General features: G+C 62.0%; 27 protein-coding genes and 1 pseudogene. 12 read left to right on the plus strand and 16 right to left on the minus strand.

The window, feature by feature from the left end:
• The first annotated feature begins 5 nt into the window (after positions 1 to 5).
• Together DMY87_RS15700 and DMY87_RS15705 are read left to right on the plus strand one after the other, a co-directional pair.
• The gene (locus tag DMY87_RS15700) at positions 6 to 791 is read left to right on the plus strand and encodes a ThuA domain-containing protein (protein WP_110792558.1); all 786 of its coding nucleotides are present in this window, start codon (positions 6 to 8) and stop codon (positions 789 to 791) included.
• A complete protein-coding gene (locus DMY87_RS15705) occupies positions 788 to 1,846 on the plus strand; it encodes a Gfo/Idh/MocA family protein (RefSeq protein ID WP_205908175.1) in 1,059 nt (352 codons plus the stop codon). Before DMY87_RS15700 ends, DMY87_RS15705 begins: the two co-directional genes overlap by 4 nt.
• A gap of 96 nt (positions 1,847 to 1,942) precedes the next feature.
• Here DMY87_RS15705 and iolG read toward each other — a convergent pair whose 3' ends face one another.
• Positions 1,943 to 2,938 (minus strand): inositol 2-dehydrogenase, encoded by a 996-nt coding sequence (gene iolG / locus DMY87_RS15710; RefSeq protein ID WP_110792624.1) that lies wholly within the window; start codon positions 2,936 to 2,938, stop codon positions 1,943 to 1,945.
• 188 nt (positions 2,939 to 3,126) lie between these two features.
• On the opposite strand from iolG, the gene DMY87_RS15715 reads away from it, so the two are divergent.
• The 7 genes from DMY87_RS15715 to DMY87_RS15745 all read left to right on the plus strand — a co-directional run bounded on the left by DMY87_RS15715 (position 3,127) and on the right by DMY87_RS15745 (position 10,560).
• Positions 3,127 to 3,945: a MurR/RpiR family transcriptional regulator gene (locus DMY87_RS15715; RefSeq protein ID WP_110792559.1), complete on the plus strand. Its 819-nt coding sequence runs from the start codon at positions 3,127 to 3,129 to the stop codon at positions 3,943 to 3,945.
• Positions 3,946 to 4,065: 120 nt separating this feature from the next.
• Positions 4,066 to 5,994: a bifunctional 5-dehydro-2-deoxygluconokinase/5-dehydro-2-deoxyphosphogluconate aldolase gene (locus DMY87_RS15720; RefSeq protein WP_110792560.1), complete on the plus strand. Its 1,929-nt coding sequence runs from the start codon at positions 4,066 to 4,068 to the stop codon at positions 5,992 to 5,994.
• Positions 5,991 to 7,811, plus strand: coding sequence for a 3D-(3,5/4)-trihydroxycyclohexane-1,2-dione acylhydrolase (decyclizing) (gene iolD / locus DMY87_RS15725; protein WP_110792561.1), 1,821 nt, complete (start codon positions 5,991 to 5,993; stop codon positions 7,809 to 7,811). Before DMY87_RS15720 ends, iolD begins: the two co-directional genes overlap by 4 nt.
• 2 nt (positions 7,812 to 7,813) lie before the next feature.
• Positions 7,814 to 8,707 carry a myo-inosose-2 dehydratase gene (gene iolE, locus DMY87_RS15730; protein WP_110792562.1) on the plus strand — a complete coding sequence of 298 codons (894 nt, stop codon included), beginning with the start codon at positions 7,814 to 7,816 and terminating at the stop codon, positions 8,705 to 8,707.
• 105 nt (positions 8,708 to 8,812) lie between these two features.
• Positions 8,813 to 9,079, plus strand: coding sequence for a hypothetical protein (locus DMY87_RS15735; RefSeq protein WP_110792563.1), 267 nt, complete (start codon positions 8,813 to 8,815; stop codon positions 9,077 to 9,079).
• Positions 9,080 to 9,103: 24 nt separating this feature from the next.
• Positions 9,104 to 9,913: a 5-deoxy-glucuronate isomerase gene (gene iolB / locus DMY87_RS15740; protein WP_110792564.1), complete on the plus strand. Its 810-nt coding sequence runs from the start codon at positions 9,104 to 9,106 to the stop codon at positions 9,911 to 9,913.
• A 116-nt stretch (positions 9,914 to 10,029) separates the two neighbouring features.
• Entirely contained in the window at positions 10,030 to 10,560 is a 531-nt protein-coding gene (locus DMY87_RS15745; protein WP_110792565.1) for a DUF3833 family protein, read from the plus strand.
• A 3-nt stretch (positions 10,561 to 10,563) separates the two neighbouring features.
• Here DMY87_RS15745 and DMY87_RS15750 read toward each other — a convergent pair whose 3' ends face one another.
• The 4 genes from DMY87_RS15750 to scpA all read right to left on the minus strand — a co-directional run bounded on the left by DMY87_RS15750 (position 10,564) and on the right by scpA (position 16,846).
• Positions 10,564 to 11,778 (minus strand): TIGR03862 family flavoprotein, encoded by a 1,215-nt coding sequence (locus tag DMY87_RS15750; RefSeq protein WP_110792566.1) that lies wholly within the window; start codon positions 11,776 to 11,778, stop codon positions 10,564 to 10,566.
• Between the two features lie 6 nt (positions 11,779 to 11,784).
• Positions 11,785 to 12,960, minus strand: coding sequence for an aminotransferase (locus tag DMY87_RS15755; RefSeq protein ID WP_110792567.1), 1,176 nt, complete (start codon positions 12,958 to 12,960; stop codon positions 11,785 to 11,787).
• A 128-nt stretch (positions 12,961 to 13,088) separates the two neighbouring features.
• Entirely contained in the window at positions 13,089 to 14,684 is a 1,596-nt protein-coding gene (locus DMY87_RS15760; RefSeq protein WP_110792568.1) for a GMC family oxidoreductase, read from the minus strand.
• A 26-nt stretch (positions 14,685 to 14,710) separates the two neighbouring features.
• Entirely contained in the window at positions 14,711 to 16,846 is a 2,136-nt protein-coding gene (scpA, locus tag DMY87_RS15765; protein WP_110792569.1) for a methylmalonyl-CoA mutase, read from the minus strand.
• A 112-nt stretch (positions 16,847 to 16,958) separates the two neighbouring features.
• Here scpA and DMY87_RS15770 point away from each other — a divergent pair, with 112 nt between their 5' ends.
• On the plus strand, positions 16,959 to 17,228 hold the full coding sequence (locus DMY87_RS15770) for a ribbon-helix-helix domain-containing protein (protein WP_110792570.1): 270 nt from the start codon (positions 16,959 to 16,961) through the stop codon (positions 17,226 to 17,228).
• Positions 17,218 to 17,559 (plus strand): type II toxin-antitoxin system RelE/ParE family toxin, encoded by a 342-nt coding sequence (locus DMY87_RS15775; RefSeq protein WP_110792571.1) that lies wholly within the window; start codon positions 17,218 to 17,220, stop codon positions 17,557 to 17,559. The genes DMY87_RS15770 and DMY87_RS15775 overlap by 11 nt, the downstream gene beginning before the upstream one ends.
• A 227-nt stretch (positions 17,560 to 17,786) precedes the next feature.
• Here DMY87_RS15775 and DMY87_RS15780 read toward each other — a convergent pair whose 3' ends face one another.
• The 9 genes from DMY87_RS15780 to DMY87_RS15820 form a co-directional block, all read right to left on the minus strand.
• Positions 17,787 to 19,796: an acetyl-CoA carboxylase biotin carboxylase subunit gene (locus tag DMY87_RS15780; RefSeq protein ID WP_110792572.1), complete on the minus strand. Its 2,010-nt coding sequence runs from the start codon at positions 19,794 to 19,796 to the stop codon at positions 17,787 to 17,789.
• A 5-nt stretch (positions 19,797 to 19,801) separates the two neighbouring features.
• Positions 19,802 to 20,086, minus strand: coding sequence for a DUF2442 domain-containing protein (locus DMY87_RS15785; protein WP_110792573.1), 285 nt, complete (start codon positions 20,084 to 20,086; stop codon positions 19,802 to 19,804).
• Positions 20,067 to 20,303, minus strand: coding sequence for a DUF4160 domain-containing protein (locus DMY87_RS15790; RefSeq protein ID WP_110792574.1), 237 nt, complete (start codon positions 20,301 to 20,303; stop codon positions 20,067 to 20,069). Before DMY87_RS15790 ends, DMY87_RS15785 begins: the two co-directional genes overlap by 20 nt.
• Before the next feature lie 5 nt (positions 20,304 to 20,308).
• A complete protein-coding gene (locus tag DMY87_RS15795; RefSeq protein ID WP_110792575.1) occupies positions 20,309 to 20,722 on the minus strand; it encodes a hypothetical protein in 414 nt (137 codons plus the stop codon).
• 4 nt (positions 20,723 to 20,726) lie between these two features.
• On the minus strand, positions 20,727 to 21,104 hold the full coding sequence (locus tag DMY87_RS15800; protein ID WP_110792576.1) for a hypothetical protein: 378 nt from the start codon (positions 21,102 to 21,104) through the stop codon (positions 20,727 to 20,729).
• Positions 21,105 to 21,114: 10 nt separating this feature from the next.
• Positions 21,115 to 22,026 (minus strand): glutathione-dependent disulfide-bond oxidoreductase, encoded by a 912-nt coding sequence (yghU, locus tag DMY87_RS15805; RefSeq protein WP_110792577.1) that lies wholly within the window; start codon positions 22,024 to 22,026, stop codon positions 21,115 to 21,117.
• A gap of 109 nt (positions 22,027 to 22,135) precedes the next feature.
• Complete coding sequence (locus tag DMY87_RS15810) at positions 22,136 to 22,423, minus strand: DUF2442 domain-containing protein (RefSeq protein ID WP_110792578.1); 288 nt, start codon at positions 22,421 to 22,423, stop codon at positions 22,136 to 22,138.
• Positions 22,398 to 22,631, minus strand: a complete 234-nt coding sequence (locus tag DMY87_RS15815; protein WP_110792579.1) for a DUF4160 domain-containing protein — start codon at positions 22,629 to 22,631, stop codon at positions 22,398 to 22,400. The genes DMY87_RS15810 and DMY87_RS15815 overlap by 26 nt, the downstream gene beginning before the upstream one ends.
• A 34-nt stretch (positions 22,632 to 22,665) precedes the next feature.
• Positions 22,666 to 24,198, minus strand: coding sequence for an acyl-CoA carboxylase subunit beta (locus DMY87_RS15820; RefSeq protein WP_110792580.1), 1,533 nt, complete (start codon positions 24,196 to 24,198; stop codon positions 22,666 to 22,668).
• 133 nt (positions 24,199 to 24,331) lie between these two features.
• Here DMY87_RS15820 and DMY87_RS15825 point away from each other — a divergent pair, with 133 nt between their 5' ends.
• A complete protein-coding gene (locus DMY87_RS15825) occupies positions 24,332 to 25,741 on the plus strand; it encodes a helix-turn-helix domain-containing protein (protein WP_110792581.1) in 1,410 nt (469 codons plus the stop codon).
• An 89-nt stretch (positions 25,742 to 25,830) separates the two neighbouring features.
• Here DMY87_RS15825 and DMY87_RS15830 read toward each other — a convergent pair whose 3' ends face one another.
• Positions 25,831 to 26,235, minus strand: a complete 405-nt coding sequence (locus tag DMY87_RS15830) for an NUDIX hydrolase (protein ID WP_205908176.1) — start codon at positions 26,233 to 26,235, stop codon at positions 25,831 to 25,833.
• A gap of 29 nt (positions 26,236 to 26,264) precedes the next feature.
• Positions 26,265 to 26,657, minus strand: a pseudogene (locus DMY87_RS24345) (Bcr/CflA family drug resistance efflux transporter); the annotation flags it as partial.

The following is a 26,657-nucleotide window of genomic DNA, read 5'->3' on the forward strand; positions in this document are numbered from 1 at the left end:
TTCAGATGACGATCAGAACAGTTGTCTGGGGCGAAAACGTCCACGAACGGGAAAATGCCATCGTCCGCGGGATCTATCCCGATGGCATGCATTCGACGATTGCGGCTGCCCTCAATACCGACAGCGAGATCGAGGCGACCACCGCAACCCTGCAAGAGCCGGAACACGGCCTGTCGGTCGAGCGGCTGGCGGAGACGGATGTGCTGGTCTGGTGGGGCCACAAGGCGCATGGCGAAGTCTCCGATGAGATCGTCGAGCGGGTTGCACGCCGGGTCTGGGAAGGCATGGGGCTGCTGGTCCTGCATTCCGGCCACTTTTCCAAGCCGTTCAAGCGGCTGATGGGCACGCCCTGTGCGCTGAAATGGCGCGAGGCGGGTGAACGCGAGCGGATCTGGACGGTCAATCCCGGCCATCCGATCGCAGCGGGAATCCCGGAAAACTTCGTGCTGGAAAACGAGGAGATGTACGGCGAGTTCTTCTCGGTTCCCGAGCCGCTCGAAACCGTGTTCATCTCCTGGTTTGCCGGCGGCGAAATCTTCCGCTCAGGGCTGACCTGGAAGCGCGGTGCTGGCAATATCTTCTATTTCCGGCCCGGCCACGAGACCTATCCGACCTATCACGATGCGACCGTCCAGCAGGTCATCCGCAACGGGGTGAAATGGGCGTACAATCCGATGCCGCGATACGGCGCCGTGCATGACGCCCCGAATGTGCCGGTCGAAATGGCGCTCGAGCCGATCACCGAGCGCGGCCCTCGTCTTCATCAGGCCGGCGAGGAAGGCTACAAATGAGCACTGCCCCCATACGCCTGTTGATCCTTGGCACGGGTGGCATGGCCAATAGCCATGCCATGAATTTTTCCACGATTACCGACGTGCAGCTTGTGGCGGCCGTCGATCTGGACATGGCGACGGTGCGGGCCTTTGCCGCCCGTCACAACATACCCAACACCTTCACCTCGCTCGACGAGGCGATTGCCTGGGGCGAGTTCGATGCGGTCACCAATGTCACGCCTGACAAGGTCCATTATCCGACCACGCTCAAGCTCCTGGCGGCCGGCAAACATGTGATGTGCGAGAAGCCGCTCGCCGAGAACTATGCCAAGGCCGATGAAATGGCGACGGCGGCGGAAACCTCCGGCCTCGTCAACATGGTCAACCTCACCTATCGCAACGTGGCGCAGGTGCAGAAGGCAAGGCAGATGGTCTTGGCCGGCGAGATCGGCAAGGTGCGCCATATCGAGGCCTCCTATCTGCAGAGCTGGCTCGTCTCCAAGGCCTGGGGTGACTGGGCAACCGAGAGCCAATGGCTCTGGCGGCTGTCGACGAAACACGGCTCGAACGGCGTGCTCGGCGATGTCGGCATCCATATCCTCGACTTCGTCGGTTATGGTGCCGCCACCGACATCGATCATGTCTTTGCCCGGCTGAAGGCCTTCGAGAAGGCGCCTGGCAACAAGATCGGCGAGTATGATCTGGATGCCAATGACAGCTTCACCATGACGGCGGAGTTCACCAACGGGGCCATGGGCGTCATCCATGCCAGCCGCTGGGCGACGGGCCATCTCAACGAGCTTCGTCTCCGGGTGCATGGCGACAAGGGCGCGCTCGAGGTTATCCATCGTCTCGATGGATCGACCCTCAGGGCCTGCCTTCAGGAAGACGTTGAAAAGGCAGTCTGGCGCGCGATCGAGGTCGATCCGGTGCAGACGAACTATCAGAAGTTCATTGCGGCCATCCAGTCCGGCTATACCCAGGAGCCGAACTTCCGCCATGCGGCGAACCTGCAGAAGATCCTCGACCTTGCCATGCTGACGGAAGTCGAGCGGCGCGAACTCGCCATCTGAGGGTTCTCTCATTCACACACACGAAAACGCCGCCCGAGGAGGTTCGGGCGGCGTTTCCATTCTGCGCAACCTTATGGCAGCGCAGGAGCTTGTGGCTCAGTAGCTGACCGTGACAGCCGACTTGTCCTTGGCGGACTTTACGGCCGCGTCAGCAAGCGCCAGCGCGATCAGGCCGTCTTCGGCAGACGGCGCCATCGGCGTGCCGTTGTCGAGCGCGTCGATGAAGGCGGAGATTTCGGCCGCGTAAGCTGCCGTGTAGCGGGTCATGAAGAAGTCGTGCAGCGGCGGGCGGGTGTAACCGTCCTTGTTGGCAACTTCGATGGAGACCGGGCGCTGATTTTCGGCCGAGACCGAGCCGAGCGAACCATGCACTTCGATACGCTGGTCGTAGCCGTAAGACGCGCGGCGCGAATTGGAGATGATCGCCTGGCGGCCGCTCTTCGTCGTCAAAATCAGCGAGGCGCTGTCGTAATCGCCGAGTTCGCCGATCTTGGGATCGACCAGAACGGAAGCCGAGGCCTGGACCGTTTCGATCTCTTCGCCGAGCAGGAATCGGGCCATGTCGAAGTCATGAATGGTCATGTCGCGGAAGATGCCGCCCGAGACCTTGATGTATTCGGCCGGGGGCGCGCCCGGATCGCGGCTGGTGATCGTCACCATCTCGACCTTGCCGATCGAGCCCTTGTCGATTTCCTTGCGCACGGCCTGGAAATGCGGATCGAAGCGGCGGTTGAAGCCGAGCATGACCTTGCCGCCAACGGCGCGCACGGTCTCAAGGCAAGCCTTGGCTCTGTTAACATCCAGATCGATCGGCTTTTCGCAGAAGATCGCCTTGCCGGCCTTGGCGAAACGTTCGATCAGGTCGGCATGGGTGTTGGTCGGCGTGCAGATGATGACGGCGTCGATGTCCTTGTCAGCCTCGATCTCCTCGATCGTCTTCACCGCGCAGCCGGTCTGGGCCGCAATGGCGTTGGCAGCGTCTGCAAAGGCGTCCGCAACGGCGACCAGCTTGGCGCGCTTGTCTTCGGCAATGGCTTTTGCGTGAACCTTGCCGATACGCCCGGCGCCCAGAAGGGCCAGTCTCGTGACCATGATCATTCCTCCCTGTGCCCGGTCTTGTTCGCAGACGAGGCGATTGTTGTGTTGTCAGGCGCTCGCGCCGAGCACTCTGTCTCTGTTCCATTTCGCGCTGGCAAATGTGACGATTTGGAATATATGTTCTATTTTGCTAGATCGTGACACTGATCATGTCAAGCGAAGTTCAGGCAAACGGGGGCGGGATGAACGAGAGTGTCGGGCCACAGACGATCAAGGCCTTCGAGGACCGGCTGCTGGAGGTGTCGAGCACGCTGCCGAAGCGCCTGAAGCAGTGTGCCGACTATGTCGCTGCCAACAAGGACCGCATCGCCGTGTCGACCGTAGCCGAGATGGCGGAAGGGGCGGGCGTGCAGCCTTCGGCCTTCATGCGCTTCTGTCAGATCATGGGTTTCACCGGCTTTTCCGAAATGCAGAAGCTGTTTCGCGAGAGCTTTGTCGGCGGCTGGCCGGATTATTCGACGCGGCTTCAGCACCTGCGGGAGATGCAGGAAGGCACGCCGTCTGCGCTTCTCGCCGAATTCGTCGAGGCCGGCCGCATGTCGCTGGAAAATCTCGTCAAAACCGTTGATCCTCAGGCACTTGAGGCGGCTGTCGGGTTGCTCTCCAGGGCGCGGATGATCCATATCATCGGCTTGCGGCGCTCCTTTCCGGTGGCGAGTTACATGGCCTATGCCTTTGAGAAGATGGGTGTGCCGGCCATGCTGCACAGCGTGGTCGGGCGGCTCGACAATCACCACGCCATTCGCGAGGGCGATGCGCTGCTCGCCGTGACCTTTTCGCCCTATTCCGCCGAGACGCTGGATCTCGTGGAAGACGTCGCCAGCAGGGGGATTCCCGTGGTTGCCGTCACCGATACGGTCGTCAGCCCGCTCCGGCGGATGAATGCCACTTTGCTCTCAGTCTCGGAAGTGGATTTCGGCGCCTTCCGGTCGCTCTCCGCGACCCTTTGTCTCGCCATTACTTTGTCTGTTGCCGTGGGTACGGCGCGGCAGGAAGATTGAACGTCCGTATTGAAATTCTGAAAAATAGAATTTATAGTCCATTTTGAAGAATGGCCGTTCCATTCCATGGAATGGCCGGTGGAGAGCGGGGCAGGTAGATCCCGCAGCAGGGAGGACAATTTGGCTTCGCTCGATCTGATCACGATCGGCCGCTCGTCCGTGGACCTTTACGGGGCCCAGGTCGGCGGTCGGCTGGAGGATATGGCCTCCTTCAACAAGTATATCGGCGGCTCCCCGACCAATATCGCAGCCGGCACGGCACGGCTCGGGCTGAAATCGGCGCTGATCACCCGCGTCGGCGACGAGCATATGGGCCGCTTCATCCGCGAGCAGCTGGTGCGCGAGGGCGTTGATGTGCGCGGCGTGAAGACTGACAAGGAGCGGCTGACGGCGCTGGTGCTGCTCGGCATCCGGGACGAACACCAGTTTCCGCTGATCTTCTACCGCGAGAACTGCGCCGACATGGCGCTGTCGGAAGACGATATCGATCCGGATTTCGTTGCCGAGGCGCGTTGCGTCTGTGTCACCGGCACACATCTGTCCAATCCGCGTACCGAGCAGGCAGTCCTCAAGGCGCTGGCGATCTCTCGCGAATATGGCGGGCTCACGGCACTCGACATCGACTACCGCCCGAACCTCTGGGGCCTTGCCGGTCACGGCGATGGCGAAAGCCGCTTCGTTGAATCCGAGAAGGTGACGCGGAAACTGCAGTCGACCCTGCATCTGTTCAACCTGATCGTCGGCACGGAAGAGGAATTCCATATTGCCGGTGGCTCGACCGATACGATCGAAGCTCTGCGCGCCGTGCGCCAGGTCTCGCCGGCAACGCTGGTCTGCAAGCGCGGGCCGATGGGCGCTGTGGTTTTTGAAGATGCCATTCCCGACAGTCTGGACGAGGGGCAGGCCGGGGAGGGGTTCCCGATCGAAGTCTTCAACGTTCTCGGCGCCGGCGACGGCTTCATGTCGGGCCTTCTCAAGGGCTGGCTGACGGGTGAAGACTGGCCGACCTCGCTGAAGTTCGCCAATGCCTGCGGTGCCTTTGCCGTCTCGCGCCACGGCTGCACGCCGGCCTATCCGAGCTGGGAAGAGCTTCAATACTTCTTTCGCACCGGCATCAAGAACAAGGCGCTGCGCAAGGATGCAGCGCTTGAGCAGGTGCACTGGTCGACCAACCGCAAGGGTGACTGGTCGACCATGCGGGTCTTTGCCTTCGATCACCGCATGCAGCTTGAAGCCATGGCCAAGGAGGCGGGCGTTTCCGAACATCGGATCGGTGCCTTCAAGAACCTCTGCCTGGATGCCGCCCTCAAGGTTTCCGATGGCAAAGCCGGTTATGGCCTGCTCTGCGACAGCCGCCTGGGTCGCGATGCGCTCTACCGCGCCGCCGGCACGGGGTTGTGGATCGGTCGTCCGGTCGAATGGCCGGGGTCGCGGCCGCTGACGCTGGAGCCGGAAATCGGCCCTGATTTCGGCGGTCTGGTCGAATGGCCTGTCGATCATGTGGTGAAGGTTCTCGCCTTTTATCATCCTGACGATACGCCCGAGATGAAGGCGGAGCAGGAACAGACGGTGCTCAGGCTCTTCCATTCGGCGCGCCGCAACCGGCTGGAATTCCTGCTGGAGGTCATTCCGTCCAAGGTGGGGGCCTGCGATGACGAGACGGTGGCCAAGATCATCGAGCGTTTCTACGAAATCGGCGTCTATCCCGACTGGTGGAAGCTGGAGCCGATGAAGACGGTGGCATCCTGGGCCAATGCCTGCAATGCGATCGAGCGCAACGACCCCTATACACGCGGCATCGTCGTGCTCGGGCTTGATGCGCCGCAGGCGGAACTGGAGGCGAGCTTCCAGCTTGCCGCCGGCTTCGATCTGGTCAAGGGTTTTGCCGTCGGCCGCACGATCTTTGGCGATGCCGCGCGCAAGTGGCTCGCCGGTTCGCTGAGCGATGCCGCTGCCGTGGAGGATATGGCCGCGCGTTACCAGAGCCTCTGTGCAATCTGGGACGCTGCGCGGCAGAAGGCGGTTTCCGCCAAGGGAGGAAAAACATGAAGACGATCCGGCTGACCGCCGCACAGGCGATGGTGCGTTACCTCGCCAACCAGATGAATGAGGATGGCGTTCCCTATATCGCCGGCATGTGGGCGATCTTCGGTCACGGCAATGTCGCCGGTATCGGCGAGGCGCTTTACGGCATCCGTGAGGAACTGCCGACCTATCGCGGCCAGAACGAGCAGTCGATGGCCCATGCGGCGATCGCCTATGCCAAGCAGCTCGGCCGTCGCCGCGCCATGGCCGTGACGTCCTCGATCGGGCCCGGCGCGCTCAACATGGTGACGGCGGCGGCGCTTGCGCATGTCAATCGTCTGCCGGTGCTCTTCATCCCCGGCGACGTCTTCGCCAATCGTGGCCCTGATCCGGTTTTGCAGCAGATCGAGGATTTCGGCGACGGCACGATGTCGGCGAATGACTGCTTCCGCCCTGTCTCGCGCTACTTCGACCGGATCATGCGGCCGGAACACCTCTTGACCGCTTTGCCGCGCGCCATGCGCACGCTGACCGATCCCGCCGATTGCGGTCCTGTGACGCTCGCCTTCTGCCAGGACGTTCAGGCCGAGGCCTATGATTATCCCGAGAGCTTCTTTGCCAAAAAGACCTGGCGCTTCCGTCGTCCGGAGCCTGATGTCTTCGAGTTCGAAGCGGCAGTTGCGGCGCTCAAGGCGGCCAAGAACCCTGTCATCGTCGCCGGTGGCGGCGTGCATTTTGCAGGCGCCACGGAGACGCTGAAGGCCTTTGTCGAGAAGCACCAGATCCCTGTCGTCGAGACGCAGGCCGGCAAGTCGGCGCTCGCCTGGGACCATGGCCTCAATTTCGGTCCTGTCGGCGTGACCGGTGCCGAAAGCGCCAATGTGGTTTCCGAAAAAGCCGACCTCGTCATAGGTGTCGGCACGCGTTTCCAGGATTTCACCACCGGCTCCTGGGCGCTGTTCAAGAACCCTGATCGCAAGATCCTGGCGCTCAACGTGCAGCCTTACGACAGCGCCAAGCATGATGCGATCCCGCTGGTGGCGGATGCCAAGATCGGCCTCGAAAAGCTCTCGGCAGCACTCGGCGATCACACGTATGCCGCACCCGATGCCGGTCTCAAGGCCTCCTGGTTCGCCAAGGCGGATGCCGTGACGGCAGCGCCTGTCGACAGCAATGCGCTGCCGACCGACATGCAGGTGATCGGCGCCGTGCAGCGCGCCTCGCGCGACAATACCGTCGTCATGTGCGCCGCCGGCACCATGCCGGGCGAGCTGCATCAGCTGTGGAAGTCAAAGCTGCCGCTCTCCTATCACATGGAATACGGCTTCTCCTGCATGGGTTACGAGATTGCCGGCGGTCTCGGCATCAAGATGGCCGAGCCCGATCGCGACGTGATCGTCATGGTCGGCGACGGCTCCTACATGATGATGAATTCGGAGCTGGCAACGGCGGTCGGCATGGGCGTCAAGATCACGCTGGTGATCACCGACAACAGGGGATACGGCTGCATCAACCGGCTGCAGATGGGCACCGGGGGCGCGCAGTTCAACAATCTCTACGCCCATACCAATGTCAGCCCGATCGGCATCGATTTCGCGGCACACGCGGCATCGATGGGTGCGCGGTCCCAGAAGGTGTCGTCGATATCAGAGCTCGAAACAGCCCTCGATGCCGCCCGCGAGGCGACCGAGACCACCGTCATCGTCATCGATACCGATCCTTATCCAACCACCGGAGCCGGCGGCTATTGGTGGGATGTCGCGGTGCCGGAAGTCTCGGCCCGCGCCGAAGTCAATCAAGCCCGCATTGCCTATGAAGCGGCTCTGAAGGAAAGAACCTGATCATGATCCTTTTCGGAACCAACCCGATCGCCTGGTCGAACGACGACGACCGCCGTCTCGGCGCCCATATCAGCCTCGAACAGTGCCTGGACGAAACCGCCAAGATCGGTTTCGACGGCATCGAGAAGGGCCACAAGCTGCCGACCGATCCTGCGGGTCTCAAGTCGGTGCTGGAGCCGCGCGGCTTGAAATTCGTCTCCGGCTGGCATTCGCTGAACCTGCTCACCAACTCAATCGAGGAAGAAAAGGCCGCCATGCAGCCCTTCCTCGATGTGCTCAAAGCCATGGGCTGCAAGGTCATCATCGTCTGCGAAACCTCGAACGCCATCCATGGCGCCGATGATGCGGCACTTGCCGACCGCCCGGTTCTGTCCGATGCCGAATGGGCCAAGTTCGGCGCCGGCGTCGAGGCGCTGGCCGAATTCTCGGCTTCCCAGGGCATCTCGCTGGTCTATCACCACCACATGGGCACGGTCGTCGAGACCGAGGCCGAGATCGACAAGCTGATGGAACACACCGGCCCGCATGCCAAGCTGCTGCTCGATACCGGCCATTGCTATTTCGGCGGTGGCAATCCGGAAGCCGTTGCGAAAAAATACATGCACCGCGTCGGCCATATCCACGCGAAGAATGTCCGTCCCGTCATCGCCGATCAGGTGCGGAGCGAGAAGCTCTCCTTCCTCGAAGGCGTGCGTCGCGGCGTGTTCACCGTTCCCGGCGATACCGAAGGTGGCGTGAATTTTACGCCGGTGCTCAAGATCGCGGCCGAACATGGTTATGAAGGCTGGATCGTCATCGAAGCCGAGCAGGACCCTGACGTGCGCAATCCCTTCGAATATCAGAGCCTCGGCCTGAAATCGCTCAAGGGTTTCGCCAAAGATGCCGGCCTGATCTGATAGTGAAGCCGGGGCGGCGACTTATCTCCGCCCCGTGTTTTGACAGCACACGGATTTGGGCTCTATTGCAGGCGACCCATTCACAAGACTGCCGGGAGCAAAGCCTTGAAGTTCCAGATCCTCGATCCGACCCATCCGTTTTTCAAGCCGCTGTGGATCCGCCTTCTCTGCACGGTGCTGCCGCTCGCCTGGGCCGGGGTAGAATATTCGAACGGTGCGACCGGCTGGGCGATGATCTTCACCGCCACCGGTCTCTATGCCGGTTACGAACTGCTGTTCATGTATGAGCACACGATGAAAAAGGCCGAAGCCAAGGCGGAGGCCGAGCGGGCGCGGATCGCAGCCGAAGCTGAACGGCCGGACGCGGACTGAGCGCCGAAATTTGGGAGACGAGACATGGCCGACCTGTTGCGCAAGCCTTCTAACACATCCGGCAAGGTGCATGACATCACGCCGGCCAGCGCCGGCTGGGGTTATGTCGGCTTCGGGCTCTATCGCCTGAAGGCGGGCGAGACCGCTGCCGAGCCGACCGGCGAAACAGAGGTCATTCTGGTGCTTGTCGAGGGCAAGGCCACGATATCAGGCGGTGGCAAGGACTTCGGCGAACTCGGTCAGCGCATGTCGGTGTTCGAGAAAACCCCGCCGCATTGCGTATACGTGCCGGCGGGTGCCGACTGGTCTGCCAAGGCAACGACCGACTGCGTGCTGGCTGTCTGTACCGCACCGGCCATGCCCGGCCGCGAGGCGCAGCAGATCGGGCCGGAGGGCATTTCGCTCGTCGAGCGCGGCAAAGGCGCCAATACCCGCCACATCTATCCGATCGCCATGGAAGACCGGGACGTGGCCGACAGCCTCTTGGTGACGGAGGTCTTTACCCCCTCGGGCAACTGGTCGTCCTATCCGCCGCATCGGCATGACGAGGACAATTTCCCCGAGATGACCTATCTTGAGGAAACCTATTACCACCGGCTGAACCCCGCCCAGGGTTTCGGCTTCCAGCGTGTCTTTACCGAAGATGGCTCGCTGGACGAGACCATGGCGGTGTCCGATGGCGATGTGGTGCTGGTGCCTAGGGGGCATCACCCCTGTGGCGTGCCGCATGGCTACGAAATGTATTATCTCAACGTCATGGCTGGCCCCTTGCGCAAATGGCGCTTCCAGAACCATCCCGACCACGACTGGATCTATCAGCGCGACAGCAAGTGAAACCGGTCAAGAGGCGGCAAGCGTCTTCACGAATTCGTTTCTGGGAGCCACTCCAAATCCGTTGGGCGAGCGGCGCCGTAGTGGGTGCACAAACGCGCCAACGATGGAGACGCCCCATGCCGAAGTTCAGCTTGGCCCTTGTCGGGCTTGCCCTGAGCCTGCTGCCGGTCACCGGACAGGCCGCCGAGAAGTTTACCTTTGAAGACTATTTCTCAGGCCGCACCGAAGCCGTCGGTTCGTTCAGCGCCATCAACGGCGTCAAGCGCAGCTTCACGGTCGATCTGACCGGCAAGTGGGATGGGAAGACGCTGACACTGCGCGAAGATTTCGTCTTCGATGACGGCACAAAAGACCGCAAGACTTGGCGCTTCACCAAGACCAGCCCGACGACCTATAGCGGCACGCGCGAGGACGTCATTGGCGAGACAACCGTGCGGCTGAATGGTGCCGTCGCGCGCTTCAACTACCTCGTCTATCTCAGCCCCGAGACCCAAGGCAACAAGGTGCGCTTCTGGGACAAGATGGTGCTGCGTCAGGACGGTACGGTGCTGAACACGGCGCTTGTCACCAAGTTCGGCATCCCGGTCGCAAAGACCACCGTCGAATTCCGCAAGCCCGGCTATTCGCACAAGACGGCAAGCCGCTAGGCCTCACCCCTGTGATCGCAGAAGCCAGCGGTCGATGCCATCTGCCGCGGCAATGCCCGTCGCAAAGCAGGCGGTGAGTAGATAGCCGCCTGTTGGCGCCTCCCAGTCGAGCATTTCGCCTGAGACGAAGGTGCCCGGTCGGTTTTTCAGCATGAAGCCATTGTCGATCGCGTTGAGGGTTACGCCGCCTGCGGTCGAGATCGCCTCGGCGATCGGGCGTGGGCGTTTGACGGGGAGGGGCAGTGCCTTGATGAGGCGTGCCAGTGCGCCCGACGTCAGCTGGTTGGCCTCGGGGTTGACCTCACGCAGAAGCGCGATCTTCACCCCATCAAGATTGGCGGCCTTCTTCAGGCGGGTCGAGAAACTTGTCTTGCGGTCTTGGCGGTCGAGATCGGCTGCCAGTTTCTCCACAGTGCGGCCCGGCGCGAGATCGAGCAGAAGCTCGGCGTGCCCATCACGCTCGAGCGCATCCCTGAGTGCGGCCGAATGGCCGTAGATCAGGCTCCCCTCGATGCCGCCGCGGCTGATGACGAATTCGCCCTGGGTGGTGCCGGCCGTCGATGTGGCCTTCACCGATTTCACCGGCTGGCCGGAAAAGCGGCCGTTGAAGCTTTCTGAGAAGTCGCAGTCAAAACCGCAATTGGCTGGGCGAAGCGGGGCAATGGCGACGCCTTCGTTTGCAAGCAGCGGCACCCAGGCCGCATCCGAGCCGAGTTTTGGCCAGCTTGCGCCGCCGAGGGCGAGAAGTGTCGCGTCCGCGATGACCTGCTTCGGACCCTCTGGTGTCTCGAAAAGCAGGGCATCTTTGTCGAAACCGATCCAGCGGTGGCGGGTGAGGATGGTCACGCCCAGCCCTTCCAGCCGCTTCAGCCAGGCACGCAACAGCGGTGAGGCTTTCATCACCGTCGGGAAGACGCGGCCGGAGGTTCCAACAAACGTCTCTGTACCGAGATCCGCTGCCCAAACGCGGATTGCCTCGGGTGTCATCAGGTCCAGCACCGGGCGTAGCCTTTCGTTGGCCGCGCCATAGCGGGTGACGAAGCGCGCATAGTCCTCGGCATGCGTTATGTTCAAGCCCGACTTTCCGGCGAGCAGGAACTTGCGACCCACTGTCGGCATGGCGTCATAGATGGTGACGGCATGGCCCTTGGCGGCCAAATGTTCCGCCGCCATCAGGCCCGCCGGGCCGCCGCCGATGATCGCCACGCTCTTTGCCATTGCGGATCAGTCCGGTGTGAAGGTCGAGAGGCGATCAACCAGGCCTTCGATCGTCGTACTGTCGGCATTGGCGAAGGCGAAGCGCAGGTAATCCTGGCAGTCGTCGCCGAAATAGGCGCCGGGGATGCAGAGCACGCCGGCCTGTTTTGCCAGCCGTTCGGCGACATGCGCGGAGTCCTGGCCTTCAAAGGGATGGCGGATGAAGGCGAAATACGCGCCGAGCGAGTCCATCTTCCAGGCGGGAAGCTTGGCCATCACGCCTTTCAGCGTATCGGCGCGCTTGAGGATTTCGATCCGGTTGTCGTCACGCCACGCCTTCAGCGCCGGAATGGCCTTGGCGACAGCCGCCTGCGGCGCGCGGGGCGCACAGATCTGCAGGTTATCCATCACCTTGGCGATTTCGGAGACCGCGCGAGGCCCGGCCGTGATCGCGCCGAGGCGATGGCCGGGGATGCAGAAGGATTTGGAGAAGGAGTAGAGCAGGATGAGGTTCTCTTCCCAGCCTTCGACCGAGAGCAGATCATGCGTGCGGCCTTCGCCGGGGAGGAAGTCGCGATAGGTCTCATCGAGGATCAGGAAGGCACCGGCCTTCCGGCAGGCCTCGAAGGCCTGATGCAAGAGAGCCGCTGGATAGATCGCACCGGTCGGATTGTTGGGCGAGACCAGGGCCACGGCCTTGATGCCTTTGGCCAATGCCGCCTCGATGCCTTCAATGGTGGGCACGAAGCCGGTTGCCGGGTCGAGCGGGATCAGCTCGCGCCGGATGCCCATCATCGCCAGCGTGGTCTCCTGGTTGAAGTAGAAGGGATCTGTCAGCGCCACCGCATCGCCGCTTGCGGCAATCGCCGACATCACAGCCATGAAGGCCTGGTTGCAGCCTGCGGTGATATGGATGTTCTCGGCCGTCACCGGTGCGCCATAGACGGCTGAAACCTCGGCCGCATAGGCCTCGCGCAGCGGAGGCTCGCCCTCGATCGGGCCGTATCCGGCATTGGCGCGGCTCGATGCAGCCTCGGCCAGCCAGGCGAAGAGATCCGGGTGCGGCGGATAACCGGGGACCGCCTGGCTCAAGTCGATCATCCGGCCGCGAGCGCCATCATAGGCGCGTGCCCAGGCAAAAACGGAGGGGACCGGCGGAGCCGAGAGATCTGCGACGAGCGGATTGAAGTGTGCGGCGGGCATGGTCTTGTCCTTTGTCGGTGCCGTGCCTCTGCGCGGGTGTCCTCGCGAGTCGGATGAAGCGCTGCGGCAAGAAGGCCAGTGCTACACCAAGCGGAGACCCATTTCCAAGCCAATGGCATGTTTACCGGTCAGCGGTGATCCTCCAGGATCATCGCTGATGCCTTTTCGGCAATCATCAGGGTCGGGGAATTGGTGTTGCCCGAGGTGATGGTCGGCATGACCGAGGCATCGGCGATGCGCAGGCCCTTCAAGGCGCGGAGCCGCAGGCGTGGATCGACGACGCTGTCCGGATCCGCTCCCATGCGGCAGGTGCCGACGGGGTGAAAGATCGTCGTGCCGATGTCGCCTGCTGCCTGTTCCAATTCCGCATCGCTTTCGAGATCAGGTCCGGGACGATATTCCTCGGGCTGGTAGCGGGCAAAGGCGGGCTGGGAAGCGATGCGGCGGGTCAGCCGGATCGAGCGGACGGCGACGTCGCGGTCAGCAGCTGTCGAGAGATAGTTCGGCGCGATCTTTGGTTGGGCCGCGAAGTCCGGCCCCGATATGTGCACCGATCCCTGGCTTTCTGGTCTGAGATTGCAGACACTGGCCGTCATCGCCGGGAAGGGGTGAACCGGATCGCCGAACTTGTCGAGCGAGACCGGCTGGACGTGGTATTCGAGGTCGGCGGTCTCCTTGTCCGGGCCGGAGCGGGTGAAGATGCCGAGCTGGCTCGGCGCCATGGACATCGGGCCCGAGCGGCGGAGCGCATATTCCAGCCCGATCATTGCCTTGCCGTAAAGGCTTGAGGCACGTTCGTTGAGCGTCGGCACGCCCGTTACCTTGAAGACGAGGCGGAGCTGCAGGTGGTCCTGCAGGTTTTCGCCAACGGCTGGCACCTCACGCACTGTCTCGATCCCCGCACTTTGTAGCACATCGCCGCGTCCAATGCCGGAGAGTTCGAGGATCTGTGGCGAGCCGATGGCACCCGCTGACAGCACCACCTCGCGGCGGGCGGCAAAACGCTTCAATTCGCCATCGTGATACACTTCGGCCCCGGTCACGCGGTCGCCTTCGATGGTCAGCCGTTTCACATGGGCGCGCGTGAGGATCGTCAGGTTCTTGCGGTGACGGATCGGTTTCAGAAAAGCCTTTGCCGTGTTCCAGCGAATGCCGGAGCGCTGGTTGACCTCGAAGAAGCCGGAGCCTTCGTTGTCGCCACGGTTGAAGTCTGCGGTCTCGGGAATGCCGGCCTGTCTGGCGGCCTCGCGAAAGGCTTCCAGGACCTCCCAGCGAAGCCTGGCCTTTTCCACCCGCCATTCGCCGTCCACGCCATGCTTGTCGTCGGCCCCCTTGTAAAAATCTTCGGTCTTCTTGAAGAGGGGCAGCACGTCATCCCAGCCCCAGCCGTCGCAGCCCATCTGGCGCCACTGGTCGTAGTCGCGGGCCTGGCCGCGCATATAGATCATGCCGTTGATCGAGGAGCAGCCGCCGAGCACCTTGCCACGGGGATAGCCGATGGCCCGGCCGTTCAGCCCCGGTTCGGCTTCCGTCTTGAAGCACCAGTCGGTGCGCGGATTGTTGATGCAGTAGAGATAGCCGACCGGGATATGGATCCAGTGATAGTTATCGCTGCCGCCGGCTTCGAGCAAAAGCACGCGCCGCATGGGATCGGCGGAGAGCCGGTTCGCGAGCAGGCAGCCGGCGGTGCCGGCGCCGATGACGATGTAATCGTAGGTCTCCATGCTCCTCCCCGAGCGCTGCCTGCGTCTCAACTGTTTCGTAGGCGACCCTCCAGGAGGTCAAGCACGGAGCGGGCGGCATCCATGACATTGGTTCCGGGGCCGAAAACGGCGGAGATACCATGCTCCAGCAGGAAGTCGTAGTCCTGGCGCGGAATGACGCCGCCAACGACGACGATCACGTCGTTTGCGCCCTTGGCCTTCAGCGCTTCGACCAGCTGCGGAGCCAGCGTCTTGTGGCCTGCGGCGAGCGAGGACATGCCGACGACCTGGACCTTGTTGGCCACGGCCAAGCCCGCTGCTTCCTCCGGTGTCTGGAAGAGGGGACCTGCCACGACATCAAAGCCGATATCGCCGAAGGCGGATGCAATCACCTTGGCGCCGCGGTCATGGCCATCCTGGCCGAGCTTGGCGATCAGGATACGCGGCTTGGACGCGGCCTTTCCGTAATCCTTGAGGCGGGTCGTGAGCGTCTCCATTTCCGGATCGCCCTCGTACGCCTTGCCATAGATGTCATGCACGACTTCGGGGACGGCGACGTGATCGCCAAAGACGGCGCGCATGGCGTCCGAGATTTCGCCCACGGTGGCACGGGCGCGGGCCGCGTCGACGGCTGCTTCGAGGATGTTGCCGTTGGCGGTTCTGGCGACGTCCGTCAGCCTCGCGAGCGTTTCGCTCACCCGCTTCGGGTCGCGCTGCCGGCGTGTCTGCTCGATGCGCTTGATCTGCGACAGGCGGACGGCGGTGTTGTCGATCTGCAGGATGTCGATCGGTTCTTCGTTTTCCAGACGGAACTTGTTGACCCCGACGATCACCTCCTCACCCCGGTCGACGGCGGCCTGGCGGCGGGTGGCGGCTTCCTCGATCAGACGCTTCGGCAGGCCGTCATCGACAGCCTTGGTCATGCCACCCAGGCTTTCGACTTCCTCGATCAGCGCCCAGGCTTTTTCCGCGAGTTCGTTGGTCAGGCTCTCGACATAATAGGAGCCGGCCAGCGGATCGACGACCTTGGTGACACCCGTCTCGTTCTGCAGGATGAGCTGTGTGTTGCGCGCAATGCGGGCGGAGAATTCCGTCGGCAGCGCAATTGCCTCGTCGAAGGAATTGGTGTGCAGCGACTGCGTGCCGCCGAGCGCTGCCGACATCGCCTCGAAGGCGGTGCGGATGATGTTGTTGTAGGGGTCCTGTTCGGCCAGCGACACGCCCGAGGTCTGGCAATGGGTGCGCAGCATCAGGGAGGACGCCTTCTTCGGCTCAAATTCCTGCATGATGCGGGTCCAGAGCAGGCGGGCGGCGCGCAGCTTTGCCGCCTCCATGAAGAAGTTCATGCCGATGGCAAAGAAGAAGGAGAGGCGGCCGGCGAATTCATCAACATCCATGCCCTTGGCGATGGCGGCGCGGACATATTCGCGCCCGTCGGCCAACGTGAAGGCAAGCTCCTGCACCAGCGTCGCCCCGGCCTCCTGCATGTGATAGCCGGAGATCGAGATCGAGTTGAACTTCGGCATCTCCTTCGCCGTGTATTCGATGATGTCGGCGATGATCCGCATGGAGGGTTCGGGCGGGTAGATATAGGTGTTGCGGACCATGAACTCCTTGAGGATGTCGTTCTGGATGGTTCCGGACAGTTTTTCGCGCGAGACACCTTGTTCCTCGCCGGTGACGATAAAGTTGGCGAGGATCGGGATGACGGCGCCATTCATGGTCATCGACACCGAGATGTCCTGCAGCGGAATGCCGTCGAACAGGATCTTCATGTCCTCGACACTGTCGATCGCCACACCCGCCTTGCCGACATCGCCCTCGACGCGGGGATGATCTGAGTCATAGCCTCGATGGGTGGCAAGATCGAAGGCGACGGAGACGCCCTGCTGACCAGCGGCAAGCGCCTTGCGGTAGAAGGCATTGCTCTCCTCCGCGGTCGAGAAGCCGGCATATTGCCGGATCGTCCAGGGGCGCCCGGCATACATGGTGGCGCGCGGCCCGCGCACGAAGGGGGCAAAGCCCGGCAGGCTGTCGAGGTGGCCGATGCCGGCGATGTCGTCCGCCGTGTAGAGCGGCTTGACGTCGATGCCTTCTGGCGTGTGCCAGGTGAGCGCGTCGGCCGGACGCTTCAGCTCCTTTTCGGCATGCGCCTGCCAGTCGGCGATGGTTTTCTTGGTCATCGATGCGATCCTTATCTGAAGGCTGCGCGGTTCGGCTGTTCGCCGAGGGAGGTCAGTTTGACGGGATTTGGGGTCCGGGCTATTCTGAAGGCCTTAACCGGAGCGCCTTGCCATGACCGTGAAAGCCTCTGTCTCGCTCTCGCCCCAGCAGGAAGAATTCGCCCGCAAGCTGGTCGAGGACGGCCATTTTCCAAGCCTTGCCGCTGTCGTCGAGCGAGGGCTGGATCTGGTGCGCGAAGAGACGGAGATGCGGGAAGAGGATGTGGAGGCGTTGCGGGCGCTAATTGAGCGTCGGCGCAAGGGGCCATTCCTCTCTGAGGCTGAAAGCCACGAGCGGATCGAGGCGATGATTGCTGCAAAGAAGGCCGAGTATGGCCTTTGAGGTCGAACTTTCGGAAGAAAGCGAGAGCGATCTCAAGCAGATCTTCGATCATCTTGTTCAGTCCTACACCCAGTTGGGTGAACCTCTCGAAGATGCCTTTGATCAAGCATCTGAACGCGTTCGCCGAATCCGCAGCGATATCTTTGGTCTCGGGAAAGCGCCCTATCAGGGGACATTGTCGAAGGAGATTGGCGACGGTCTGCGTCACGTCACCAAGAACCGCGCAGTCATCTATTTCGACGTCTACGAGGCGACGCACACCATTCAAGTTATCGCCGTCTTCTTCGGCGGGCAGGACCATCAGCGGCATATGCTGAAGCGTCTGTCCTGAGGCATGCTGACCGACGTCGACCGCAGCGGATGCATCACCCCCCTCTGTCCTGCCGGACATCTCCCCCTCAAGGGGGGAGATTGTAGGGGGGCTTGCCTTCTGCCGGATTGCTGACGTCGAGTGGTAAAGGTGGACGAAACGCCAGCGGCCAATCTCCCCCCTTGAGGGGGAGATGTCGGCGTAGCCGACAGAGGGGGGTACCCCGACCGCAATTGTCGACGGCGTCCTCACCCCTCGAACTCCATGATCAGTTCATCGACCGCGAGACTCTGGCCCGGCTTGACGACGATCTTTTTCACCGTACCCCGACGTTCGGCCTTCAGGATGTTCTCCATCTTCATCGCCTCGACTGTCGCGAGTGCCTGACCAGCCTCCACGGTCTCGCCTTCCTTGACCGCAACGCCGGTGATAACGCCCGGCATCGGGCAGAGCAGCATCTTCGACGTATCCGGTGGCAGCTTTTCGGGCATGAGTTTGGCAAGCGCCGCGACACGCGGCGAGCGGACGCGGGCGGTCAAATCCATGCCGCGCCAGCGGAGCCGGATGGCGGGGCCCTTGAGGTCGACCTTAACCGCGAGCGTCTCGCCGCCGATGTCGGCATGGGCGAGTGTCTGACCCGGTTGCCAGTCGGTGGCGATCACCAGCTCGTTGCCGGCTTCGAAGGCGACGCGCGTGTTGCCGGTGCCTTCGGTGACGGTCAGCCCATGGTCGCTACCGGCGAGATTGACGACCCAATCCTTGCCGAGCTTGCGGGTATGGTTGCCGATGGTGCCGGAGATCTGGATCGCGCGCGCCTGTAGGCGGTGGTTGATCACGGCAGCGACCGCTGCGAGCTTTTCGGCCGAGGCCGCATCCGGGGTGACGCCGGTAAAGCCGTCCTTGAATTCCTCGGCGATATAGGCCGTGGTGATCTTGCCGGAGCGGAAACGCTCCTGGTTCATGACAGCCGAGAGGAAGGGCAGGTTGTGGCCGATGCCTTCGACCTCGAAGCTGTCGAGCGCTTCGCTCATTGCCTCGATGGCGGTGAGGCGGTCTGGGGCCCAAGTGCAGAGCTTGGCGATCATCGGATCGTAATACATCGAGATCTCGCCGCCTTCTAAGACGCCCGTGTCGTTGCGAACCACGGTGCCGTCAGCGCTCGTTCCCTCTGCCGGCGGACGGTAGCGGGTGAGTCGGCCGATCGAGGGCAGGAAGTTGCGATAAGGGTCTTCGGCATAAAGCCGGCTTTCGATCGCCCAGCCGTTCAGCTTCACGTCGCCTTGGCCGAAGGCGAGTTTCTCGCCGGCGGCCACGCGGATCATCTGCTCGACGAGATCGAGCCCGGTCACCAGCTCGGTCACGGGATGCTCGACCTGCAGGCGGGTGTTCATCTCGAGGAAGTAGAACTTGTTTTGCTTGCCATCGACGATGAATTCGACTGTACCAGCCGAGTGATATCCGACAGCCTTGGCGAGCGCGACCGCCTGCTCGCCCATGGCCTTGCGGGTGGCGGCATCGAGGAAGGGCGAGGGGGCCTCTTCGATGACCTTCTGGTTACGCCGCTGGATCGAACATTCGCGCTCGCCGAGATAGAGCACTGTGCCATGCTTGTCGCCGAGCACCTGGATTTCGATATGGCGCGGCTCGGCGACGAATTTCTCGATGAATATGCGGTCGTCGCCGAAGGAATTCTTCGCTTCGTTCTTCGACGACTGGAAACCCTGGCGGGCTTCTTCCGCGTGCCAGGCAATGCGCATGCCCTTGCCGCCGCCGCCGGCAGACGCCTTGATCATCACGGGATAGCCGATCTGATCGGAGATTTTGACCGCCTCGTCGGCATCGGTAATCAGGCCCATATGGCCGGGCACCGTCGAGACGCCGGCTTCGGCCGCGAGCTTCTTCGAGGTGATCTTGTCGCCCATGGCCTGGATGGCGCCCACCGGCGGGCCGATAAAGGTCACGCCCGCCTTTTCCAGCGCTTCGGCAAAGGCGGCGTTTTCCGAGAGGAAGCCATAGCCGGGATGCACGGCATCGGCGCCGGTCTGTCTGATGGCATCGAGGATCTTGTCGATGACGATATAGGACTGATTCGACGGCGCCGGGCCGATAAACACCGCCTCATCGGCCATCTCGACATGCAGTGCATTGCGGTCGGCATCGGAATAGACGGCGACCGTCTTGATGCCGAGCTTCTTCGCGGTCTTGATGACCCGGCAGGCGATTTCGCCCCTGTTAGCGATGAGGATTTTCTGGATCATTGTTGTCACTCGGCAGCTTGAGCAGGTGGGATGGCGCCGGGAGCGGCACCTCCGATGATGAGGGCCTTGGCGCTGATGTATTCGTCGATCTCTTCCCAGCCGACGGCATCGCCGAAGGGCAAGATTTCACCCTTTGCGCGCTGCTCTGAGGATGCCTTTGCGAGGCGCGGATACCACCAGAGCGGCGCCACGATCCTGCGCCCGTCCACCATATCGAAGATGATGCTGTCCTCCGTGACGTCTACGGAACGGACTTGCAGTTGTCGCTCGTCAATGTCCAAAGTGGTCATTCCACGCCTCCTCGAAACCCTGCCGGTGTTCCGCGACAACCTTGAGGATTGCGTTCACCTCATGGGCCGCGAAGCCTGCGTTGCGGGCGACACCGAGATCCCGCAACCACACTTTCAACTGCTTTCCGTCCTTCAGGACGTGAATATGTGGCGGCTCGCCGATCTCCTTCGAGTAGAAAAGAAAACGATGTCCTTTCCAAAGAAGGAGTGTCGGCATGTCCGCTATTCCCGCACCTTCTTCTTCAATCCCTTCGCCACGCTCTGCTCGTCCTTCAGGTCCTCGAACGCTTCCGGAAAGTTCTTCCGCGCCAGCGGTTCATTCAGCTTCAGCTTGGCAAAATAGGATTGCGGATCGAAGCCGCGTTCGGCCGCAATCACCTCGCGTCCGAACAGCCGGCAAAGGCGTTCGCCGTCGAGATTGCCGCGCTCGAATGGTTCCGTGCCGAAGAACTGCCAGAGTGCTTGGACGAAGCCGAGGTCGGCCAGCGCCACCGTCTTGTCCATCGTGCGGTGGCGGGGCCAGTTGGTGAGCGGCGTCACCTTCGGGTTCGGCCGGCGGATCGTGAACTGCCATTGCGTTCCGGGCAGGCCGAGCGGAAAGCCCTGGTGTTTCGGCATGAGCGGGTCCTTGGCCATCCGTTTAGACCTCGAACACGTCGTCGAAGGATTCGGGGAAGTTCTTGCGCGCCACCTTCTCGTCGATGACGAGCATGGCTTCGTAAGAGAGCGGGTCGAATTCCTTGGTGGCGGACACGACCTCGCGGCCGAAGAGCAGGCTCAAACGCGCGGCGTCCAGATTGCCACGCTCGAAAGGCTCCGCCCCGAAATGGTGCCAGAGCGCATGCAGGAAGGCCGCGTCGATGCGGTGTTCCTTGGTGCCTGGTCTCGCCTTTCTTGGCAGGGCCTTGATCGGGGTCACGCCGCGCGGATTGGCGCGGCGGATGGTGAATTGCACGCCAGTGCCCGGCATGCCGCCGGGAAATCCGCGATGTTTCGTCATGTCGGGCAGACTGGCCATGATGATCTCCTTACGCCTTCTCGATCTTGTCCTGCGTCTTCGTGTCGAAGTCGGAGGCGTCGTGACGTTCATGCAGCTGTTCGGAAAGCGGGCCGGAGGTCTTGTTGACCATGATGCCGCGCTTGAGGGCGGGACGGGCAGCCAGCTGCCTTGCCCAGCGCAGGACATGCGCATATTCATGGGTCGACAGGAACGTGCCGGCATCGGCATAGGATTCGTCCAGCGCCAAGCGGCCATACCAGGGCCAGATCGCCATGTCGGCGATGGTGTAGTCCTTGCCTGCGACAAACTCGTTGTCGGCGAGCTGGCGGTTGAGCACGTCGAGCTGGCGCTTGGCCTCCATGGCGTAACGATCGATCGCGTACTGGATCTTCATCGGCGCATAGGAGAAGAAGTGGCCGAAACCGCCACCGACGAAGGGGGCCGAGCCCATCTGCCAGAAGAGCCAGTTGAGCGCTTCAGCGCGGGCGCGGGTTTCCGACGGCAGGAAGGCACCGAATTTTTCCGCCAGATAGGTCATGATCGAGGCTGACTCGAACAGGCGGATCGGCTTGCCGCCATCGACAGGTGCATGGTCGGCGAGCGCCGGGATCTTCGAATTCGGGTTGATCTCGACAAAGCCGGAGCCGAACTGGTCGCCCTTGCCGATATTGATCAGCCAGGCATCGTATTCAGCGCCGTCATGACCTGCTGCCAGCAGTTCTTCCAGAAGAATCGTCACCTTCTGGCCGTTCGGCGTTGCCAGCGAATAGAGCTGCAGCGGATGTCTGCCCACCTGAAGCTCGACCTCCGTCTGCGCGCCGGCCGTCGGGCGGTTGATGCTGGCGAACTGGCCGCCATTGCCGGGCTCCCAGGTCCAGACCTTCGGGGGCACGTAGCCGGCTGGCAGGTTCTTCTCGGGCGGGATTTTTTCGTCGGTCATGAAATCGGATCCTTGTTTGGTGGGGGCGCGAACAGCGCTACAGGGTTCTATATAGGCGATGATGGCGCTTCGCCTCAGCCCCTATTCTGTCGTTCGTCGTCCGTCCACCTTACTCCGCAGCTTCTGCGGGCGGTTTCGCGCCCGGATATTTTTGGCCTTTCAGCATCCCGTCGATGCTGAGATCTTCATCGAGTTCTGGCCAATGAACGCCCGAGGGCGAAAGCTCGATGCGGTTTCGCGCTTCCGTGTTCGCCGCCAGCAGCGGCGGATACCACCACAAAGGCGTCGAGAGCTTCAGTCCATTCGCAAGCACGACAATCAGCTCGCTGTCGCTGCATGTCGCCTCAACCGGTTCGAACTCTTCCCAGCTCTCATCCGAAATAGCGCTTCCAGGCATCAATGAACTCCTTCCGATGTTCATTCACGACATCAATGATGGCGTTGACCTCGTGATCTGCCACTCGGCGATTATACGCCACGCGCACGGGATCTAGCCACAGTTTCAGTTCCTTGCGATCCTTCCGGACATGGATGTGAGGCGGTCCGGCCCGATCCAGGCTGAAAAACAAGAATTTCCAGCCTTTCCATTCGAAGATCGTCGGCATCTCGCCTTCCTCACACAGAGCCTCACAATGGGCCTCACAGCGGGATCGTGTCGTGTTTCTTCCAATGCGTGCCGACCTGCTTGTTGTGGAGGCTCGCAAAAGCCTTGGCTATGCGGCGGCGCGAGGAATGCGGCATGATCACTTCGTCGATGAAGCCGCGTTCGGCCGCCTTGAAGGGGTTGGCGAAGTTGACTTCGTACTCCCTGGTCCGCGCCGCGATCTTTTCGGCATCGCCGAGTTCCGAGCGGTAGAGGATCTCGGTCGCCCCCTTGGCGCCCATGACGGCGATTTCGGCCGTCGGCCAGGCATAGTTGATGTCGGCGCCGATATGTTTGGAGGCCATGACGTCATAGGCGCCGCCATAGGCCTTGCGGGTGATGAGGGTCACCATCGGCACGGTCGCCTGGCTGTAAGCGAAGAGGAGTTTCGCGCCGTGCTTGATGACGCCGCCATATTCCTGGGCTGTGCCGGGGAGGAAGCCGGGCACGTCGACCAGCGTCAGGATCGGGATTGAAAAGGCATCGCAGAAGCGGACGAAGCGGGCGGCCTTGCGTGATGAATCGATGTCGAGGCAGCCGGCGAGCACCATGGGCTGGTTGGCAACGACGCCGACCGTCTGGCCTTCCATCCGGATGAAGCCGGTGATGATGTTCTTCGCAAAGGCTTCCTGGATCTCGAAGAAATCGCCTTCGTCGGCCAGCGCGTAGATCAGCTCCTTCATGTCATAGGGCTTGTTGGAACTGTCCGGGATCAGCGTGTCTAACCGCATTTCGACGCGGGCCGGATCGTCATGGAAGGGGCGGACCGGCGGCTTTTCGCGGTTGTTCAAGGGCAGGAAATCGAAGAGCAGGCGGACCTGTTCCAGCGCTTCCACGTCATTTTCATAGGCGCCATCGGCGACGGAGGATTTTTTGGTGTGCGTCGAGGCGCCGCCCAGTTCTTCCGCCGTGACGATCTCGTTGGTGACGGTCTTCACCACGTCTGGGCCGGTGACAAACATGTAGGAGCTATCGCGCACCATGAAGATGAAATCGGTCATGGCGGGCGAATAGACGGCGCCACCGGCGCAGGGGCCCATGATGACGGAGATCTGCGGGATGACGCCTGACGCATCGACATTGCGCTTGAAGACATCGGCATAACCGGCGAGCGAGGCGACACCTTCCTGGATGCGGGCGCCGCCCGAGTCATTCAGCCCGATGACCGGTGCGCCCACCTTCATTGCCATGTCCATGATCTTGCAGATCTTCTGGGCATGGGTTTCGGACAGCGAACCGCCGAGCACGGTAAAATCCTGGGAGAAGACATAGACCTGGCGGCCATTGATCGTGCCCCAGCCGGTGACGACGCCATCACCCGGCACCTTCTGCTCGGCCATGCCGAAATCGGTGCAGCGATGGGTGACATACATGTCGTATTCTTCGAACGAGCCTTCGTCGAGCAGGACCTCGATGCGCTCGCGGGCGGTCAGCTTGCCCTTGCCGTGCTGGGCGGCAATGCGCTTTTCGCCGCCGCCGAGGCGGGCCTCGTCGCGACGGGCTTCGAGCTGGTCCAGGATCGTCGACATGCTTCCTCCGGAATGATCTGTTTGGCTTTGAGCCTTGTGTGACACCTATTGCACTGTGCCGCAGAAGAAAACGGTTGAACAGGTGCATCTGTGGATTTATGAATTTGCAAAGTGAAAATTGCGAATTTGCGAAATGGCCATCGGGAAACTCTTCATCGGCCGCAAGGTCCGCGACATCCGCCAGGCAAACGGTGCCACCCAGGCGCAATTTGCCGATATGGTCGGCATTTCCACCAGCTATCTCAACCAGATCGAAAACAACCAGCGCCCGGTCTCGGCCTCGGTGCTGCTGTCGCTGGCGGAAAAGTTCGGCATCGATATCACCGAGCTGTCCTCCGGCCAGAACGACCGGCTGATGTCGGCGCTGACGGAGGCGCTGTCCGATCCCTTGTTCGAGACCTATTCGCCGAGCCTGCAGGAGCTGAAGCTCGTTACCCAGAACGCCCCCGGCTTTGCCCATGCGCTGATTGCCGCGCATCAGGCCTACAGGCGCGGCAACGAGCAGCTGGCGAGCCTCGACGACCGGCTGGGGGCAGCGCCCAGCCAGGAGGTGACGCCTTACGACGAGGTGCGCGACTTCTTCCATTTCGTCGACAATTACATCCACGATCTCGACCTCGCCGCCGAGCAGCTGGCGACGGAACTGAAGCTCGGGGAGGGGGAGAATTACGCAGCCCTTTCAGGCCATCTCGAAGCGCGCCACGGCGTGCGCGTGGTGCGCAGCGAGGCGGGAGACGAGGCGATCCGCCGCTTCGATCCGGTCGGGCGGATCCTGACCGTCAGCCGCTATGCTTCCGCCCCGACCCGCGATTTCCAGATCGCCATCCAGATCGCGCAGCTCGCGGCGGCCACCAAGATCGACCAGGTGCTGAAACAGGCGAATTTCCGCAGCGAAGAGGCGGTCGAGATCTGTCGCATGGGGCTCTACAACTATTTCGCCGGCGCGCTGATCCTGCCCTATCGCAGCTTCCTCACCGCCGCGCGGGACCTGCGCCACGATATCGAACTGCTCGCCGCCCGTTTCGAGGCCTCGCTGGAGCAGGTCTGCCACCGTCTCTCGACGCTGCAGCGACCGGGGCTGAAGGGCGTGCCGATCTTCTTTGCCCGCATCGACCGGGCCGGCAACATCACCAAGCGGCACAGTGCGGCCCGCCTGCAGTTCGCCCGCTTCGGGGCGGCCTGTCCGCTGTGGAATGCCCATCAGGCCTTCGAGATGCCCGGCCGGATCATCCGCCAGACGGCGGAAACGCCCGATGGCGTGCGCTATCTCTGCATCGCGACGCAAGTGTCAAAAGGCTCCGCCGGCTTCCGCGCCGCCAATCCGCGCTATGCCTTGGCGCTCGGCTGCGAGATCTCCTATGCCGGTGCCTTCGTCTATGCCGACGACCTCGACCTCTCCAACCGCGGCGCCTTTGACCCCATCGGCATTTCCTGCCGCATCTGCGAACGCGTCAAATGCACCAGCCGCGCCGTGCCGCCGCTGAAAAGGAAGCTGGTGGTGGATCATCGGGTTAGGAACCCGATGCCGTATGAGATTGAGTGAGGTGTGACTCTCGCTGGGACCAGGCACATCGTCGGCTGCATTCGGCCCAAACCGGTCATGCGCCGCCGCAAGAGTGTCGCTTCGCGCGACTATGGATAGACGCCGTACAGATTCAAATAGTGAAGCAAGTCTGGCGTGAGCGGAAGCTCGGAAAGCTCGTCATTCCTGAACCAACCAATGGCTGCGGCATCGTCGCCGGCGGAGGCTTCCCCGGAGATTTTTTCGGCCAAGAAATCGTGAATTTCATAGATGCCTCCTTTGCCGTCGGGGACATGCAATCTTCCCAGCTCATTGACGATCTTGATCACCAGCCCTGTTTCCTCGAAGGTCTCACGGATTGCAGCCAGCTCCAATGTTTCGCCAGGATCGACGCGCCCACCGGGCAAGGTCCAGCATCCTTTATCTGGCGGGTTGGCCCGTTGAACCAGAAGGATGCGCTTCTGCCCATCGAGAATTACGGCGCTAGCTGCTAAGATTGGTGTCTGATCCATCATTGATCGTTCCAGGCAAGGCAGGTTGTAAGTTATGTCGTAGCTATGGAGCTATGCTTCTCGGCGAGCGCAGCGAGAACCGACGCCATTAGCGCGAACGCGGTGGAAAGAAGCATGATGATAAACAGCGCATAGGGTGCGTTGCCCTCTGTCAGCACGGCGCCCGTGATCGAGGCTAGGGTAGCCCCACCTGCAAGCGTAATCGCGCCGGCCAGTCCGGCTGCACTGCCAGCAAGGTTAGGTCGAACGGAGAGAGCACCGGCATTGGCGCTCGGCATGGTCAAGCCATTGCCAATGCCAACCAGAATGCAAGGGCCCAGCAACGCAACTACATTCCTCACGTCAGCGAAAAGCAGGGTCAGGCAAATCGCAGGACCACTGCAAGCAATAATCCGCCCGATGATCATCATGGTCGTTAGGGGAAA

Origin of the sequence: Peteryoungia wuzhouensis (assembly GCF_003205195.1) — a bacterium.
Classification (GTDB): domain Bacteria; phylum Pseudomonadota; class Alphaproteobacteria; order Rhizobiales; family Rhizobiaceae; genus Allorhizobium; species Allorhizobium wuzhouense.

What these genes read in the sequence shown, in the direction of transcription:
- DMY87_RS15820 (WP_110792580.1), bottom strand. Translation starts at nt 24,198, where the DNA reads ATGTCGACGATCCTGGACCAGCTCGAAGCCCGTCGCGACGAGGCCCGC.
- DMY87_RS15755 (WP_110792567.1), bottom strand. Translation starts at nt 12,960, where the DNA reads ATGCCCGCCGCACACTTCAATCCGCTCGTCGCAGATCTCTCGGCTCCG.
- DMY87_RS15775 (WP_110792571.1), top strand. Translation starts at nt 17,218, where the DNA reads ATGGCCTTTGAGGTCGAACTTTCGGAAGAAAGCGAGAGCGATCTCAAG.
- DMY87_RS15700 (WP_110792558.1), top strand. Translation starts at nt 6, where the DNA reads ATGACGATCAGAACAGTTGTCTGGGGCGAAAACGTCCACGAACGGGAA.
- DMY87_RS15760 (WP_110792568.1), bottom strand. Translation starts at nt 14,684, where the DNA reads ATGGAGACCTACGATTACATCGTCATCGGCGCCGGCACCGCCGGCTGC.
- iolD (WP_110792561.1), top strand. Translation starts at nt 5,991, where the DNA reads ATGAAGACGATCCGGCTGACCGCCGCACAGGCGATGGTGCGTTACCTC.
- DMY87_RS15745 (WP_110792565.1), top strand. Translation starts at nt 10,030, where the DNA reads ATGCCGAAGTTCAGCTTGGCCCTTGTCGGGCTTGCCCTGAGCCTGCTG.
- DMY87_RS15780 (WP_110792572.1), bottom strand. Translation starts at nt 19,796, where the DNA reads ATGATCCAGAAAATCCTCATCGCTAACAGGGGCGAAATCGCCTGCCGG.
- iolB (WP_110792564.1), top strand. Translation starts at nt 9,104, where the DNA reads ATGGCCGACCTGTTGCGCAAGCCTTCTAACACATCCGGCAAGGTGCAT.
- DMY87_RS15785 (WP_110792573.1), bottom strand. Translation starts at nt 20,086, where the DNA reads ATGACCACTTTGGACATTGACGAGCGACAACTGCAAGTCCGTTCCGTA.
- DMY87_RS15795 (WP_110792575.1), bottom strand. Translation starts at nt 20,722, where the DNA reads ATGGCCAAGGACCCGCTCATGCCGAAACACCAGGGCTTTCCGCTCGGC.
- DMY87_RS15830 (WP_205908176.1), bottom strand. Translation starts at nt 26,235, where the DNA reads ATGATGGATCAGACACCAATCTTAGCAGCTAGCGCCGTAATTCTCGAT.
- DMY87_RS15810 (WP_110792578.1), bottom strand. Translation starts at nt 22,423, where the DNA reads ATGCCTGGAAGCGCTATTTCGGATGAGAGCTGGGAAGAGTTCGAACCG.
- DMY87_RS15815 (WP_110792579.1), bottom strand. Translation starts at nt 22,631, where the DNA reads ATGCCGACGATCTTCGAATGGAAAGGCTGGAAATTCTTGTTTTTCAGC.
- DMY87_RS15800 (WP_110792576.1), bottom strand. Translation starts at nt 21,104, where the DNA reads ATGGCCAGTCTGCCCGACATGACGAAACATCGCGGATTTCCCGGCGGC.
- yghU (WP_110792577.1), bottom strand. Translation starts at nt 22,026, where the DNA reads ATGACCGACGAAAAAATCCCGCCCGAGAAGAACCTGCCAGCCGGCTAC.
- DMY87_RS15705 (WP_205908175.1), top strand. Translation starts at nt 788, where the DNA reads ATGAGCACTGCCCCCATACGCCTGTTGATCCTTGGCACGGGTGGCATG.
- DMY87_RS15770 (WP_110792570.1), top strand. Translation starts at nt 16,959, where the DNA reads ATGACCGTGAAAGCCTCTGTCTCGCTCTCGCCCCAGCAGGAAGAATTC.
- iolG (WP_110792624.1), bottom strand. Translation starts at nt 2,938, where the DNA reads ATGGTCACGAGACTGGCCCTTCTGGGCGCCGGGCGTATCGGCAAGGTT.
- DMY87_RS15790 (WP_110792574.1), bottom strand. Translation starts at nt 20,303, where the DNA reads ATGCCGACACTCCTTCTTTGGAAAGGACATCGTTTTCTTTTCTACTCG.
- DMY87_RS15715 (WP_110792559.1), top strand. Translation starts at nt 3,127, where the DNA reads ATGAACGAGAGTGTCGGGCCACAGACGATCAAGGCCTTCGAGGACCGG.
- DMY87_RS15825 (WP_110792581.1), top strand. Translation starts at nt 24,332, where the DNA reads ATGGCCATCGGGAAACTCTTCATCGGCCGCAAGGTCCGCGACATCCGC.
- iolE (WP_110792562.1), top strand. Translation starts at nt 7,814, where the DNA reads ATGATCCTTTTCGGAACCAACCCGATCGCCTGGTCGAACGACGACGAC.
- scpA (WP_110792569.1), bottom strand. Translation starts at nt 16,846, where the DNA reads ATGACCAAGAAAACCATCGCCGACTGGCAGGCGCATGCCGAAAAGGAG.
- DMY87_RS15750 (WP_110792566.1), bottom strand. Translation starts at nt 11,778, where the DNA reads ATGGCAAAGAGCGTGGCGATCATCGGCGGCGGCCCGGCGGGCCTGATG.